General features: G+C 68.0%; 11 protein-coding genes. 8 read left to right on the forward strand and 3 right to left on the reverse strand.

What is annotated here, in order from left to right; genetic code table 11:
* The first annotated feature begins 98 nt into the window (after positions 1-98).
* Positions 99-1031: a LysR family transcriptional regulator gene (locus OGL92_RS02695; RefSeq protein WP_263140034.1), complete on the forward strand. Its 933-nt coding sequence runs from the start codon at positions 99-101 to the stop codon at positions 1029-1031.
* Between the two features lie 391 nt (positions 1032-1422).
* On the opposite strand, the gene OGL92_RS02700 is transcribed toward OGL92_RS02695, so the two are convergent.
* Both OGL92_RS02700 and OGL92_RS02705 read right to left on the reverse strand, forming a co-directional pair.
* Positions 1423-3072, reverse strand: a complete 1650-nt coding sequence (locus tag OGL92_RS02700; RefSeq protein WP_263140266.1) for an AMP-binding protein — start codon at positions 3070-3072, stop codon at positions 1423-1425.
* A gap of 274 nt (positions 3073-3346) precedes the next feature.
* Positions 3347-4366, reverse strand: a complete 1020-nt coding sequence (locus OGL92_RS02705) for an AraC family transcriptional regulator (RefSeq protein ID WP_263140043.1) — start codon at positions 4364-4366, stop codon at positions 3347-3349.
* Positions 4367-4499: 133 nt separating this feature from the next.
* On the opposite strand from OGL92_RS02705, the gene OGL92_RS02710 reads away from it, so the two are divergent.
* Positions 4500-5840, forward strand: coding sequence for a CSLREA domain-containing protein (locus OGL92_RS02710; RefSeq protein WP_263140050.1), 1341 nt, complete (start codon positions 4500-4502; stop codon positions 5838-5840).
* Between the two features lie 261 nt (positions 5841-6101).
* Here OGL92_RS02710 and OGL92_RS02715 read toward each other — a convergent pair whose 3' ends face one another.
* Entirely contained in the window at positions 6102-7790 is a 1689-nt protein-coding gene (locus tag OGL92_RS02715; RefSeq protein ID WP_263140052.1) for an AMP-binding protein, read from the reverse strand.
* Positions 7791-8008: 218 nt separating this feature from the next.
* On the opposite strand from OGL92_RS02715, the gene OGL92_RS02720 reads away from it, so the two are divergent.
* The 6 genes from OGL92_RS02720 to OGL92_RS02745 all read left to right on the forward strand — a co-directional run bounded on the left by OGL92_RS02720 (position 8009) and on the right by OGL92_RS02745 (position 14839).
* Entirely contained in the window at positions 8009-8389 is a 381-nt protein-coding gene (locus OGL92_RS02720; protein ID WP_263140054.1) for a MerR family DNA-binding transcriptional regulator, read from the forward strand.
* A gap of 59 nt (positions 8390-8448) precedes the next feature.
* On the forward strand, positions 8449-9612 hold the full coding sequence (locus tag OGL92_RS02725) for an isovaleryl-CoA dehydrogenase (RefSeq protein ID WP_263140057.1): 1164 nt from the start codon (positions 8449-8451) through the stop codon (positions 9610-9612).
* Between the two features lie 34 nt (positions 9613-9646).
* A complete protein-coding gene (locus tag OGL92_RS02730; protein ID WP_263140059.1) occupies positions 9647-10399 on the forward strand; it encodes a class I SAM-dependent methyltransferase in 753 nt (250 codons plus the stop codon).
* Between the two features lie 7 nt (positions 10400-10406).
* Positions 10407-12014 carry a carboxyl transferase domain-containing protein gene (locus OGL92_RS02735; protein WP_263140062.1) on the forward strand — a complete coding sequence of 536 codons (1608 nt, stop codon included), beginning with the start codon at positions 10407-10409 and terminating at the stop codon, positions 12012-12014.
* A gap of 63 nt (positions 12015-12077) precedes the next feature.
* Positions 12078-12875: a gamma-carboxygeranoyl-CoA hydratase gene (locus OGL92_RS02740; RefSeq protein ID WP_263140063.1), complete on the forward strand. Its 798-nt coding sequence runs from the start codon at positions 12078-12080 to the stop codon at positions 12873-12875.
* 56 nt (positions 12876-12931) lie between these two features.
* A complete protein-coding gene (locus tag OGL92_RS02745; protein ID WP_263140068.1) occupies positions 12932-14839 on the forward strand; it encodes an acetyl/propionyl/methylcrotonyl-CoA carboxylase subunit alpha in 1908 nt (635 codons plus the stop codon).
* The last annotated feature ends 40 nt before the right edge of the window (positions 14840-14879 follow it).

Consider the following 14879-nt stretch of genomic DNA (forward strand, 5'->3'; position numbering starts at 1 on the left):
GAGCAGCGACCTGGATTTATCTAACCTATTTTCGGCGTGTATTAACATTCATCACCGATATATGATCCGGGTTTTTCACCAGGCCGGAGCACGCTCGAATGAACCTGAACAAGGTCGATCTCAACCTCTTCATTGTCTTCGACGCCATCTACACCGAGGCCAACCTGACCCGCGCCGGGCAGATCGTCGGCATCACCCAGCCGGCGGTGTCCAACGCCCTGGCGCGCCTGCGCGAAACCTTCAACGACCCGCTGTTCGTGCGCACCGCCCAGGGCATGGTGCCGACGCCCATGGCGCAGAACATCATCGGCTCGGTGCGCAATGCGCTGCAGTTGCTGCGCGTCTCGGTGCAGGAGAGCCGGACCTTCAACCCGCAGCAGGCGAACAAGACCTACCGCATCAGCATGACCGACCTCACCGAGGCGGTGATCCTGCCGGCGCTGTTCCAGCGCCTGCGGCGCCTGGCTCCGGCGGTGCAGATCGAAAGCTTCCTGGCGAAACGCCGCGAGACCACCAAGGAGCTGGCCGCCGGACGCCTGGACTTCGCCATCGATGCGCCGCTGAACACCGATCCCCAGGTCCGCCACGTCAAGTTGATGGAGGATCCCTATGTCTGCGCCATGCGCAAGGGCCATCCCCTGGCGAAGGATAAGTTGACCCTCGACGAGTACCTGTCGCTGACCCACATCCATATTTCCAGTCGCCGCAGCGGCCTGGGCTATATCGACCTGGCCCTGGGCAAGATGGGCATCCAGCGGCGCATCGCGCTGCGCTCGCAGCACTACCTGATGGCCTCCACGGTGATGCAGAACACCGACATGGCGATGACCGTGCCGGAGCGCTTCGCCCGACGCAACGACCTGCACTACGTCGCGCTGCCGGTGAACGACGTGCCCTCGCTGGAAACCCATCTGTACTGGCACGAAAGCACCGACCAGGACCCGGCCAACCGCTGGATGCGCGAACAGATCATCGAAATCACCCAGCAGGCGCTGGCCCAGGAAGCCCGCGCGGAGAAGGCCAAGGCCTGACCGTTTCCGACCCGGGCGAATCGACCCGAACCGCCGCGGCGCACCACACCCGCGGCGGCTTCGTTTCAAACATCACGGCGACCAAGCCCCTCATCGGTCGGACCCGACGGCAGTGTGCTACGCCGCCGGCAAGCCCGCGCAGCGCGATCCACCCCCTGGGCTAGACGTGGGCCGAGGACCGGATACGCCCCGGCTCGCCCCCTACATGCGCCGCGAACCTGATTGGCGCGGGCGCGGACCGGGCGCGACTTCGCGGAATCCGTCGCTTCGCGCAAGGCCGGCGCCGAGAGCCGCGGCGTTGCCTGGGCGGATCACGCCTCCGCCCTACCCGCTCTTCCCAGGGCGAGCACCGCGGCGCCGGTCGAATCGAATCGCCCGCTGGCGCCCCGCCTCAGGCCGAGGCGGCTTCCATCTTCGCGCGCTCCTGGTTGCGCAGCAGGAAGCGCTGGATCTTGCCGCTGGGGGTTTTCGGCAGTTCCTCGACGAACTCCACTTCGCGGGGGTAGGCGTGGGCGGACAGCCGGCTGCGCACGTGGCGCTGCAACTCCGCGGCCAGTTCCGCGGTGGGCCGGTAGCGTTCGGAGAGCACCACGAAGGCCTTGACCAGCTCGGTGCGCTCGGGGTCCGGCTTGCCGATCACCGCCGCCTCGACCACCGCCGGATGTTCGATCAGCACGCTCTCCACGTCGAACGGGCCGACCCGGTAGCCGGAGGTGGTGATCACGTCGTCCGAGCGGCCGACGAAGCTGATGCTGCCGTCCGCGTTGAGTTCGACCGTATCGCCGCTCAGGTAGTAGTCGCCGACGAAGGCGGATGTCGGCATGCCCCGGTAGCCGGCGAACCAGAACATCGGCGAGCGCCGCCGATCCAGGGCGAGGATGCCCGGCTGGCCGGCGGGCAGCTCGCGCTGCGCCTCGTCCAGCACCACCACCCGATGCCCGGGGCTGGCGAACCCGGCGGCCCCGACATGCACCGGGTGCCTCAGGGCGTGGTGGTTGCACAGCACCATGCCCATCTCGGTCTGCCCGTAGTGATCGTGGATGGTCGTACCGAGGCGCTCGGCGAACCAACGGATCACCTCGGGAGTGAGCGGCTCGCCGGCGCTGCTCACCACCCGCAGCCGACCGGCGAGCGTCTTCGCCGCCGTCTCGCCGGCGGCCAGCAGCAGGCGGAACGCGGTCGGCGATCCGGCCAGATTGTCGATGCCGTAGCGCTCGACGATCCGGCAGGTGCTCTCGACACTGAAGGGGCCTTCGTAAAAGGTGATCGGATGACCCAGCGCCAGCGGCCCGGTCACGCCGTAGTAGAGGCCGTAGGCCCAACCCGGATCGGCGAGGTTCCAGAACGCGTCCTGCGGGCGCAGGTCAACCGCGTCGCGCATGTAGCCCATGAAGGCGGCGATCGCCTTGAGCGGTACTTCCAGCGGCTTGGCCGGGCCGGTGGTGCCCGAGGTGAACATCATCAGGAAGGGATCGTCGGCCTTTCGCGGCACCGGTTCGAAATGCGGCTCGAAGCGCTCCAGCTCGGCCCAGAAGCTGTAGTCGCCGTGGCGTATGCCCTCGCCCCTGGGACCGCCGACGGTCACCCGTATCGGCGACGCCTGCACCTCGTCGAGCTTGCCGCGGTGCTGGCCGTCGGTGACCAGTACCCGGGTACCGGCGGCCAGCACACGGTGCTCGATGGCTTTCGGGCCGAAGGCGGTGAACAGCGGCTGGTAGACCGCGCCCAGGCGCCAGGTGCCCAGCACCACGATCAGCAGTTCCGGGGTCCTCGGCAGCAGCCCGGACACACAGTCGCCCGGCTGTACCCCGAGGCTGGCCAGGAACCGCGCGAAGCGTGCGGACTGCGCCTGCAGTTCGCTGAAGGTGTGCACGGAGCGGGCGCCGTTGCGGCCCTCCCAGAACAGCGCGATGCGCCCTGGCAGGACATGCCGGTCGCAGCATTCGACGCAGGCGTTGAGGGCGGTCAGGTCCCTCGACAGGCTGTCGGCCAGGGTGGCGGCCAGCTCGAAGGTTTCGACGGCAGTGGAGTAATCGCGGATGAAAGGCTCGTGGTCAACGGAGTCGCGCATGCGGGAACACCTCGATCGTATTGTTATTGGAATGCCGTGGATGCTCGCCTTGCGGGCCGCCGGACACAATGTCGAAAGCCGCCGTCCTGCCTGAGCGATTCGAACAGTCGCCCCACGTGCTCCGGCCGCCACCCCGCCCGCGAGCGCGGGTAAGGTCGGGCCGGGATCGGCTAGGATGCGCGGTCGGGGCGGCGCTGGACACTCCGGACCGGGGCTGGATGCTCCCTCCGAGCGCCGGGCTCTGCTACGGCACCTCGTCCCGCTCGCCTTCCGCTTCCCTCAATTCGCGGTAGCGGCCCGGCGTGGAGCCGGTCCACTTCTTGAAGGCCTTGTAGAAGGCGCTGGCATCGGCGAACCCCAATTCGCCCGCCAGCTCGCCGCAGTTTGCCTGGCGGTTCAGGCTGGCGATCGCCCTGTCGCGACGCACCTGGTCCTTCAGGGTGCGGTACGACTGCCCCTCCACCGCCAGCTTGCGCCGCAGGGTCGAGGCGGACATGCAGAAGCGCGCGGCGAGCGCCTCGAATGCCGGCCACTGTGCCGGGGACAGTTCGCGCAGGTAGGCCTTACAGCGCATCGCCAGGCTCTGCGGATCGCGGTAGCGCACCAGGATGTTGGCCGGCGCCCCGGCGAGAAACCCCTTGAGTTCGCTCACCTGCCGCCGCACCGGCATATCGAGCACCTCGGCATTGAACAGCAGGCGATTGCGGGGCCGGGAAAAGCGCAGGTTCTCGCTGAACATCACCCGGTAGTCCTCGCAGTACTCCGGCATCGGGCAGCGCAACTCCACCGCCAGGATCGGGATGCGCCGCCCCACCAGCCAGCAGGCCATGCCGTGGACGATCATCCACAGGGTGAAACAGGCGAAGGCGCGCCCGCGACCCTCGGGCTCGTCCAGCAGGATCTCGGCGAATCCGCCACGACGGCGCAACTGCGGGCGGTAGTCGTCCAGCATCACGCCGAACAGGCGCAGCGCCGCCCGCAGCGCGCGCATGAGGGTCGGCTCGTGGAGCGCCGTGCGGCACAGGCAGGCGAAGCTGCCGACCTTCATCCGGCGCCGGTCCAGGGCGAAGAATTCGTCGTCCAGGGCCTCGGCCAGCAGCAGCCAGAGCGCGCCATAGGCTTCCGAGGAAATCCGCGCGTCGGCGTCCTCCAGGCAGGCCACGGGAATGCCGGCACGGGCCAGCACCGGCGCCACGTCCATCCGCCGGCGGACCTCCCGCAAGGCCTCGTTGACCAGTTTCACCGAAATGGTGCCTTTCTCCACGACATCCTCTCCCTCGTGTGTCCGGCAAGCGCGCGCATCGCGCCTACACTCTCCCGTGGTCGCGGGTCCGTCGCGCACCGTAACGGAAGTCATGCCGTCTCCGTCGAGAAATATCATCCGAGGAGACAGCCTCATGCAAAACCTACATCGCTTACTGGCCGGTTGTGCCCTCGCCTGCGCCCAGGTCCAGGCCGACGAGTTGTTCGTCACCACCACCCTCGATCGCTTCGACGGCGTCTGCGACGCCGACTGCTCCTTGCGCGAAGCCGTCGCCTACGCCTCCGCGCAACCCGGCACCCATCGAATCAAGCTGGCCCCCGGGACCTATTCGTTGAGCATCGCCCCGGCCCGCGACGAAAAGGGGATCGTCGAGGAGAACGCCAGCCTCAACGGCGACCTGGACGTCTCCAGCGACCTGACCATCGTCGGCGCCGGCATCGGGCGAACCCTCATCGATGGCAATTTCCTCGACCGACTCTTCGACGTGCAGCCGGGCGGCCGCCTGAGCCTGGAGCGGCTGACCCTGCGCAAGGGGGAGACCACCGGCGATGGCGGTGCCCTGCGCAACCAGGGCGAAGCCCTGCTGGACGCGGTCAACCTGGAAGGCAACCGGGTCCTCGGCGAAGCCCCGGCGGCGGGCGGCGCCATCGCCAACCTGGGCACCCTGTCGCTGAAGAACTCGACCCTGCACGACAACCTGGCGTTCTCCCTCACCCTCGGTTCCGGACAGGGCGGCGCCCTGTACAACCTCGGGCACCTGCGCATCCGCGACACCACGATGGAAGGCAACGGCAGTTCCGACGTGGCGGATACCGGCCGGGGCGGCGCACTGTACAACCAGGGCTCGGCGGACATCGCCCGCAGCGCCTTCATCGGCAATCTGCTGGGCGGCTACGGCGACGGCGCGGCAATCCTCAACGCCGAAGGCGGCGTGCTCTCCCTGAGCAACAGCACGCTCAGCCAGAACCGTCCCCAGTACGGCCGCGGCGCCTTCGCCAACGGGCAGAGCGGCTCGCCGGGCAATACCTTCACCCAGGCGCTGCTGGTGAACGTCAGCATCGTCGACAACGGCAACTACGGGTTGGCCAACTATGCGACCCTGACCGTTCGCAACAGCCTGATCGCGGCCAACCGCTACCTGCCGGACGAAGGCGAGCCACGCCCGCACAATTGTCTGAACCAGAGCGACCGCTATCAGGCTCGCGGCCTGCTGCTGGGCGAGGACGGCGGCGCCTGCAACGCCGATTTGCGCGTCGACGATGCCCTCGCCTTCACCCAAATCCTCGGGCCGCTCGCGAACAACGGCGGTCCCACCCGGACCCACGCTCTGCTAGCCAACAGCCCGGCGCTTGACCGTGGCGTCGATAACTGCACCCTCCACGACCAGCGCGGCACCCCTCGTATGCAGGACGGCAATGGCGACGGCGTCGCCGGCTGCGACCTCGGCGCCTTCGAGCGGGACGCCACCTACTAGACCCAGCGGACAAGGGCCCCTGGACGGCGGCGCGAATCGATAGGCTCGCCGCTGTCCATGCCTCAGGCCTCGGCGGAACCGGCCAAGTGCCGCCGGGTCATGCGTCGGTGGCCTGGAGGCGTCACCGCGTGCGGCCGTCCCGGTTCTCTACGAAAGCGCGCCGATGCTTCGTCGAGAGCCGCTCCAGCACGTCCATTCACGCCGCGCAGCTCCCCCATGTTTGCCAGCCCGGTCCGCGCTCGGCGAGCGCCCATCCACGACCTACGAAGCCGTGCGCGGTTCGGAGGCCAGCTCGGCGATGCTGATTTCGCGCATGCGGAATTTCTGCACCTTGCCGGTCACGGTCATCGGGAACTCGTCCACCACCTTGAAATATCGCGGGGTCTTGAAATGCGCGATGCGCGCCCTGCTCCAGTCGCGCAGCTCGGTTTCGCTGGCGTCATGGCCGGGATGGAACTTGATCCAGGCGACGATCTCTTCGCCGTATTTCTCGTCGGGAATGCCGATCACCTGCACGTCGGCGACCGCCGGATGGGTGAAGAAGAACTCCTCCAGCTCCCGCGGATAGATGTTCTCGCCGCCGCGGATGATCATGTCCTTGCTGCGCCCGACGATGCTCACGTAGCCCGCCTCGTCCATCTGCGCCAGGTCCCCGGTGTGCATCCAGCCGTCGGCATCGATGGCCGCCTCGGTCGCTTTGGGGTCGTTCCAATAGCCGAGCATCACGCTGTAGCCACGGGTGCACAGTTCGCCGACCTCGCCGCGCGGCAGCGTCTGCCCGTCGGGGCCGACGATCTTGCTTTCCAGGTGCGGCTGGGTGCGCCCCACGCGGGTCACCCGCAGTTCCAGATCGTCGTCGGCGCCGGTCTGCAACGACACTGGGCTGGTCTCGGTCATGCCGTAGGCGATCTGCACTTCGCCCATGTGCAATTCCTCGATGACCCGGCGCATCACCTCGATCGGGCATGTCGCGCCGGCCATGATGCCCGAGCGCAGGCCGGACAGGTCGTGGCTGGCGCGCCGCGGATGATCGAGCAGCGCGATGAACATGGTTGGCACGCCGTAGAGCACGCTGGCGCGCTCTTCCGCCACCGCCGCGAGCGTGGCCTCCGGGTCGAAGGCGGCCGCCGGGTAGATCATGGTCGAGCCGTGGGTCAGGCAGCCCAGGTTACCCATCACCATGCCGAAGCAATGGTAGAGCGGCACCGGGATCACCAGACGGTCCCTCTCGGTCAGGCCCAGGCTCTCGCCGACCATGTAGCCGTTGTTGAGGATATTGCGATGACTGAGGGTGGCTCCCTTGGGAAAGCCGGTGGTGCCCGAGGTGTACTGGATGTTGATCGGCTGATCCGGCTCCAGCTCCGCCTGCCGTCGTGCGAGGCGCTGGGTGTCCACGCCCTCCCCCAGCGCCTGCAACCCGGCCCAGGACAGGAACCCCGCCGGCGGGCGGTCGGCGAGGCTGACGACGCCCTGCAACTGCGGCAGCAGGTCGCTGCGCAGCTCGCCGGGAGTAGAGCCGGCCAGCTCGGGCAGCAACTCGAGGACCATCGCGTGGTAGTCCGACGTCTTGAACGCCTCCGCGCAGACCATCCAACGGCAGCCGGCTTGCTTCAGCACGTATTCCAGCTCGCCGACCCGGTAGGCCGGATTGACGTTCACCAGCACCGCGCCGACCTTGGCGCTGGCGAATTGCAGGATGCACCATTCGGCGCAGTTGGGCGCCCAGATTCCCAGGCGATCGCCCCGTTCCAGGCCGAGCGCCAGCAGGCCCAGGGCGCAGCGTTCGACGGCCGCGCCCAGTTGCGCCCAGCTGAAACGCGCCTGCTGATGCCGGACGAGCAGCGCATCGCGCTCGGCGTAGCGCGCGACGGCATCGTCGAAGGCGACGCCGATGGTGGTGGTCAACAAAGGTCGATCCCGGCGACCCTGGGTATGGCTAAGCGCGTTCATGGACGTTCCTTTTTTATGATTGTTCTGCGAACCAGGCGACGGTCGAAGCGGAGGCCGTCGCTTTTACCTTTACGTCAACGTCATGAAAACGCAAGCCCGTCTTTCGACGATCGGGTCCGGCCGCCGAGTTCGTACCGCTTCGCCAACCAACCCGCTTGACAGGTCCTGCTCGCCGACTTTACGTTAACGTAAAGGTAAAACAGCCGAGCGCCTCCCCAATGCCCCAGACCTACAGCATTTCCGACCTGGCTCGCGAGCTGGACATCACCACCCGCGCCATCCGCTTCTACGAGGAACAGGGGATGCTGTCCCCCGAGCGGCGGGGCCAGGAACGTATCTACAGCCCGAAGGACCTGGTCACCCTGAAGCTGATCCTGCGCGGCAAGCGCATCGGTTTTTCCCTCGCCGAATGCAAGGACCTGATCGAGCTGTACGACCCCAGCGGCGGCAACCGCAAGCAGTTGGAAGCGTTCATGGAAAAGATCGCCCAGCGCCGCACACAACTGGCGGAACAACTGCTCGACATCGAACAGATGCAACTGGAACTGGATACCGCCGAGGAACGTTGCCTGGCCGCCATGGCCGAGACGCCCCGCTAGCGCGATCCAGACTGACGGGGCGCCCCGCCTCTCCCGAGACAACCTGCACAGGTGAACCCATGAGCTATCCCTCCCTCAACTTCGCCCTCGGCGAAACCATCGACATGCTGCGCGAGCAGGTCCAGGCCTTCGTCGCCAGCGAACTGGCGCCGCGCGCCGCCGAGATCGACCGCGACAACCAGTTCCCCATGGACATGTGGAAGAAGTTCGGCGAGATGGGCCTGCTGGGCATCACCGTCGACGAGGAATACGGCGGCGCCGGCCTGGGCTACCTGGCCCACGTGGTGGCCATGGAGGAAATCAGCCGCGCCTCCGGCTCGGTGGCGCTGTCCTACGGCGCTCACTCCAACCTCTGCGTCAACCAGATCAAGCGCAACGGCAACGCCGACCAGAAGGCCCGCTACCTGCCCGGGCTGATCAGCGGCGAGCGCATCGGCGCCCTGGCCATGAGCGAACCGAACGCCGGCTCCGACGTGGTCTCGATGAAACTGCGCGCCGAAAAACGCGGCGACCGCTTCGTCCTCAATGGCAGCAAGACCTGGATCACCAACGGTCCGGACGCCCACACCTACGTGATCTACGCCAAGACCGAGCCTGAAAAGGCCGCCCACGGCATCAGCGCGTTCATCGTCGAGCGGGACTGGAAAGGGTTCAGCCGAGGCAACAAGTTCGACAAGCTCGGCATGCGCGGCTCGAACACCTGCGAGCTGTTCTTCGACGACGTGGAAGTGCCCGAGGAAAACCTGCTCAGCAACCTGAACGGCGGCGTGCGGGTGCTGATGAGCGGCCTGGACTACGAGCGCGTGGTGTTGTCCGGCGGCCCGGTGGGCCTGATGCAGGCCTGCATGGACGTGGTGGTGCCCTACATCCACGACCGCAAGCAGTTCGGCCAAAGCATCGGCGAGTTCCAACTGGTGCAGGGCAAGGTCGCCGACATGTACACCCAGCTCGCCGCCAGCCGGGCCTACCTGTACGCCGTGGCCCAGGCCTGCGATCGCGCCGAGACCACCCGCAAGGACGCCGCCGGGGTGATCCTGTACACCGCCGAGCGCGCCACCCAGATGGCCCTCGATGCCATCCAGATCCTCGGCGGCAACGGCTACATCAACGAATTCCCCACCGGGCGCCTGCTGCGCGACGCCAAGCTCTACGAAATCGGCGCCGGCACCAGCGAAATCCGCCGCATGCTGATCGGCCGCGAACTGTTCAACGAAACCCGTTGATTCGCGCGCCGGCATCCACCTGGAGGAATGCCCCATGCAGAGTACCGAACGCTTCAGCAGCCGCGTCGGCGCCTATGACAAAGGCCGTCCGCGCTACCCGCAGGCCCTGGTCGAGCGGCTCTGCCGGGACCTGCCGGATCGGGCGCGGGTCGCCGACATCGGCGCCGGCACCGGGCTGCTCAGCCTTCCCTTCGTCGAGCGCGGCCTGCAGGTGCGGGCGGTGGAACCCAACGTGGCGATGCGCCAGGCGGCGGAAGCCAGCCTCGGCCAGCATGGCAACTTCGTCAGCCTGCCGGGTACCGCCGAAGCCACCGGGATCGAACCGGCCAGCATCGACCTGCTGATCGTCGGCCAGGCCTTTCACTGGTTCGACCGCGAGGCTGCGCGCCGCGAGTTCGCTCGCATCCTCAAGCCCGGGGCGCCGGTGGCACTGATCTGGAACGACCGGCTCTCCGACAGCAGCGCCTTCATGCGCGGCTACGAGGAGCTGTTGCAGACCTTCGGCACCGACTATGCCCAGGTCGAGCACCGCAACCTGCGCCCGGCCCAGTTGTCGCGTTTCTTCGGCCCCGAGGGTTGCCGGCTGCTGGTGTTCGACAACACCCAGGAGCTGGACCACGAGGCGTTGGAAGCACGGCTGAGCTCCTCGTCCTATACGCCGGAACCCGGCCAGCCGGGGCATCGACCGATGCTGGAACGCTTGCGCCAGTTGTTCGACCTCTACCAACACCAAGGCCGGGTGCGTTTCGACTACGACACCCTGCTCTATCTCGCGCCGCTGAGCTGAGACCGCCATGACCATCCTCACCACCCAGATCAACCCGCGCGCCCCCGATTACGCGACGAACGCGGCACACATGCTCGAACAGGTCGGCGCCCTGCGCGAATTGCTCGCCAAGGTCCGCGAGGGCGGCGGCGCCAAGGCCCAGGAACGCCATACGGCGCGAGGCAAGCTGCTGCCCCGCGAGCGCATCGAGCATCTGCTCGATCCCGGCTCCGCCTTCCTCGAAATCGGCCAGCTGGCCGCCCACGAGGTCTACGGCGAAGACGTACCCGCCGCCGGCGTGATCGCCGGAATCGGCCGGGTCGAGGGCGTCGAATGCATGATCGTGGCCAACGATGCCACAGTGAAAGGCGGCAGCTACTACCCGTTGACGGTGAAGAAACACCTGCGGGCCCAGGCCATCGCCCGGGAAAACCGCTTGCCCTGCATCTACCTGGTGGACTCCGGCGGCGCCAACCTGCCGCGCCAGGACGAGGTGTTCCCCGACCGCGAGCATTTCGGACGGATTTTCTTCAACCAGGCCAGCATGAGCGCCATGGGCATCCCGCAGATCGCCGTGGTGATGGGCTCCTGCACCGCCGGCGGCGCCTATGTGCCGGCGATGTCCGACGAGACCGTGATGGTGCGCAACCAGGCGACCATCTTCCTCGCCGGGCCGCCCCTGGTGAAAGCCGCCACCGGCGAAGTGGTCAGCGCCGAGGACCTCGGCGGTGCCGACGTGCACTGCAAGGTCTCCGGGGTCGCCGACCACTACGCCGAGGACGACGAACACGCGCTGGCCCTGGCGCGCCGCTGCGTGGCCAACCTCAACTGGCGCAAGCTCGGCCAGTTGCAGAGCCGCCCGGCGAAAGCGCCGCGCTTCGCCGCCGAGGAGCTCTACGGGATCATCCCGGCGGACGCCAAGCAGCCCTTCGACGTCCGCGAGGTGATCGCCCGGCTGGTGGACGACAGCGCCTTCGACGAATTCAAGGCCCTGTTCGGGACCACCCTGGTGTGTGGCTTCGCCCACCTGCACGGCTACCCGGTGGCGATCCTGGCGAACAACGGCATCCTCTTCGCCGAGGCCGCGCAGAAAGGCGCGCACTTCATCGAACTGGCCTGCCAGCGCGGCATCCCGCTGCTGTTCCTGCAGAACATCACCGGCTTCATGGTCGGACAGAAATACGAGGCCGGCGGCATCGCCAAGCACGGCGCCAAGCTGGTGACGGCGGTCGCCTGCGCGCGGGTGCCGAAGTTCACGGTGATCATCGGCGGCAGTTTCGGCGCCGGCAACTACGGGATGTGCGGCCGCGCCTACGATCCGCGTTTCCTGTGGATGTGGCCGAACGCGCGGATCGGCGTGATGGGCGGCGAGCAGGCCGCCGGCGTGCTCGCCCAGGTCAAACGGGAGCAGGCCGAGCGCGCCGGGCAGGCGTTGTCCGAGGCCGACGAGGCCGCGATCAAGCGACCGATCCTCGACCAGTACGAACGCCAGGGCCACCCCTACTACTCCAGCGCACGGCTGTGGGACGACGGCGTCATCGACCCGGCGCAGACCCGCGAGGTCCTGGCGCTGGCGTTGTCCGCCGCGCTCAACGCTCCGCTGGAACCCACCACCTTCGGTGTCTTCCGCATGTGACGCGCGGGGCGCTGCGGCGCCCCGCCCCCTACCGACACGCACCGCGTACCTGTGAAGAAGCCCATGACAGCCTTCAACTCGATCGAACTGGATATCGACCCCCGCGGCATCGCCACCCTCTGGCTGAACCGCCCGGACAAGAACAACGCCTTCGATGCCGGCATGATCCGCGAATTGATCCTCGCTCTGGATGCCGTGCAGTCCGACCGCAACCTGCGCTTCCTGGTGCTGCGTGGCCGCGGCCGGCACTTCTCCGCCGGCGCCGACCTGGCCTGGATGCAGCAATGCGCCGAGCTGGACTACACCACCAACCTGGACGATGCCCGCGAACTGGGCGAGCTGATGCACAACCTGTATCAGTTGAAGGTGCCGACCCTGGCGGTGGTCCAGGGCGCGGCCTTCGGCGGCGCCCTCGGCCTGATCGCCTGCTGCGACATGGCGATCGGCGCCCAGGACGCGCAGTTCTCCCTGTCGGAAGTGCGCATCGGCCTGGTCCCGGCGGTGATCAGCCCCTTCGTCGTCCAGGCCATCGGCGAGCGCGCCGCGCGCCGCTACGCGCTGACCGCCGAACGCTTCGACGGTGTCTGCGCCCAGCGGCTCGGCCTGTTGGCGGAATGCTACCCCGCCGAGGCGCTGGACCCGGCGGTGCAGAGCTGGATCGACACCCTGTGGCTGAACAGCCCGCAGGCCATGCAGGCCTGCAAGGACCTGCTGCGCGAAGTCGGCAGCGGCGAACTCACCCCGGCGCTGCGCCGCTACACCGAAACCGCCATCGCGCGAATCCGCGTCAGCACCGAAGGCCAGGAAGGCCTGCGCGCCTTCCTCGGCAAACGCAAACCGGCCTGGCAGGACGCGTCCTGATGCCCGCCGCCATCGCCGCCTTTTCCCCGCAGCCAGGCCACACCGGAGCCGCTGACATGATCGATACCCTTCTGGTCGCCAACCGAGGCGAAATCGCCTGCCGGGTGATGCGCACCGCCAAGGCCCTGGGCCTGACCACCGTCGCCGTGCACAGCGGCATCGACCGGGATGCGCGCCACGTGCGCGAAGCCGACATCGCCGTCGACCTGGGTGGCGCCAAGCCGGCGGACAGCTACCTGCTGATCGACAAGCTGATCGACGCCGCCCGCGCCAGCGGTGCCCAGGCGATCCACCCGGGCTATGGCTTCCTTTCGGAAAACGCGGCGTTCGCCCGCGCCATCGAAGCGGCCGGGCTGATCTTCCTCGGCCCGCCGGCCACGGCCATCGACGCCATGGGCAGCAAATCCGCGGCCAAGGCCTTGATGGAGGCCGCCGGGGTACCGCTGGTGCCGGGCTATCACGGCGAGGCCCAGGACCTGGAAACCTTCCGCGTCGCCGCGGCGAAGATCGGCTACCCGGTGCTGCTCAAAGCCGCCGCCGGCGGCGGCGGCAAGGGCATGAAGGTGGTGGAGAACGAAGCGGGCCTGGCCGAAGCACTGGAGTCGGCGCAGCGCGAGGCGCAGTCGTCCTTCGGCGACGCGCGCATGCTGGTGGAAAAATACGTGCTCAAGCCGCGCCACGTGGAAATCCAGGTGTTCGCCGACCGGCATGGCCATTGCCTGTACCTGAACGAGCGGGATTGTTCGATCCAGCGCCGCCATCAGAAAGTGGTCGAGGAAGCACCGGCTCCCGGGCTGTCCGCCGAACAGCGCCGCGCCATGGGCGAGGCGGCGGTGAAGGCGGCCCAGGCCATCGGCTACGTCGGCGCCGGCACCGTGGAATTTCTCCTGGACGAGCGCGGCGAGTTCTTCTTCATGGAGATGAACACCCGCCTCCAGGTGGAACACCCGGTCACCGAAGCCATCACCGGGCTCGACCTGGTGGCCTGGCAGATTCGCGTGGCGCGCGGCGAGCCCCTGCCGCTCACCCAGGACCAGGTGCCCCTGCATGGCCACGCCATCGAGGTGCGCCTGTACGCCGAAGACCCGGAGAACGATTTCCTCCCGGCCACCGGCACCCTGCACCTGTATCGCGAAGCGGCCGCCGGCCCCGGGCGCCGGGTCGACAGCGGCGTCGCCGAGGGCGATAGCGTCTCGCCCTTCTACGACCCCATGCTCGGCAAGCTGATCGCCTGGGGCGAGAACCGCGAAGAAGCCCGCCAGCGCCTGTTGGCGATGCTCGGCGAGACCCGGGTCGGCGGCGTGCGCACCAACCTGGCGTTCCTGCGCCGGGTGCTCGCCCATCCGGCCTTCGCCACGGCGGAACTGGACACCGGTTTCATCGCCCGTCACCACGCCGCGCTGCTGCCGGCGCCGGCGGAACTCTCGGAGGCCTTCTGGCAGGTCGCGGCGCGAGCCTTCCTGGCCAGCGAAGCACAACGCCGGCGCGACGACGATCCCGAGTCGCCGTGGAGCGCGCAGCACGGCTGGCGCGCCGGCCTGCCCGCGGAGACCTCACTGACGCTGGTCTGCCGCGACCAGCGTCGACGCGTCCGGGTCGCTTCCGAGGAGGACCTGGGCGGGGCCGCACGGCGTATCGACGCCGAGCGGCGCGGCGACGTCCTGTACTTGGACTGGCAAGGCGAGCTGCTGGCGGTGACCCACTTCGACCCGATCGCCGCGGCCGAGGCCAGCCATACCCAGCAGGGTGGCCTCAGTGCCCCGATGAACGGCAGCATCGTGCGGGTCCTGGTGGAAGCCGGCCAAGCGGTGGAAGCCGGCACCGCGCTGGTGGTGCTCGAGGCCATGAAGATGGAGCACAGCATCCGCGCGCCCAGGGCCGGCGTGGTCAAGGCACTGTATTGCCGGGAGGGCGAGATGGTCGGCGAAGGCAGCGTGCTGGTGGAGCTGGAAGCCGATGCCTAGCGGTTCCTCCTGTAATCTGCGCCCTTCGATGGCGAACCTT

Source organism: Pseudomonas sp. RIT-PI-AD (genome assembly GCF_025642785.1).
GTDB lineage: Bacteria > Pseudomonadota > Gammaproteobacteria > Pseudomonadales > Pseudomonadaceae > Pseudomonas_T.

Coding starts and splice junctions, on each gene's coding strand:
- OGL92_RS02695 (WP_263140034.1), top strand. CDS start 99: ATGAACCTGAACAAGGTCGATCTCAACCTCTTCATTGTCTTCGACGCC.
- OGL92_RS02710 (WP_263140050.1), top strand. CDS start 4,500: ATGCAAAACCTACATCGCTTACTGGCCGGTTGTGCCCTCGCCTGCGCC.
- OGL92_RS02715 (WP_263140052.1), bottom strand. CDS start 7,790: ATGAACGCGCTTAGCCATACCCAGGGTCGCCGGGATCGACCTTTGTTG.
- OGL92_RS02720 (WP_263140054.1), top strand. CDS start 8,009: ATGCCCCAGACCTACAGCATTTCCGACCTGGCTCGCGAGCTGGACATC.
- OGL92_RS02725 (WP_263140057.1), top strand. CDS start 8,449: ATGAGCTATCCCTCCCTCAACTTCGCCCTCGGCGAAACCATCGACATG.
- OGL92_RS02730 (WP_263140059.1), top strand. CDS start 9,647: ATGCAGAGTACCGAACGCTTCAGCAGCCGCGTCGGCGCCTATGACAAA.
- OGL92_RS02735 (WP_263140062.1), top strand. CDS start 10,407: ATGACCATCCTCACCACCCAGATCAACCCGCGCGCCCCCGATTACGCG.
- OGL92_RS02740 (WP_263140063.1), top strand. CDS start 12,078: ATGACAGCCTTCAACTCGATCGAACTGGATATCGACCCCCGCGGCATC.
- OGL92_RS02745 (WP_263140068.1), top strand. CDS start 12,932: ATGATCGATACCCTTCTGGTCGCCAACCGAGGCGAAATCGCCTGCCGG.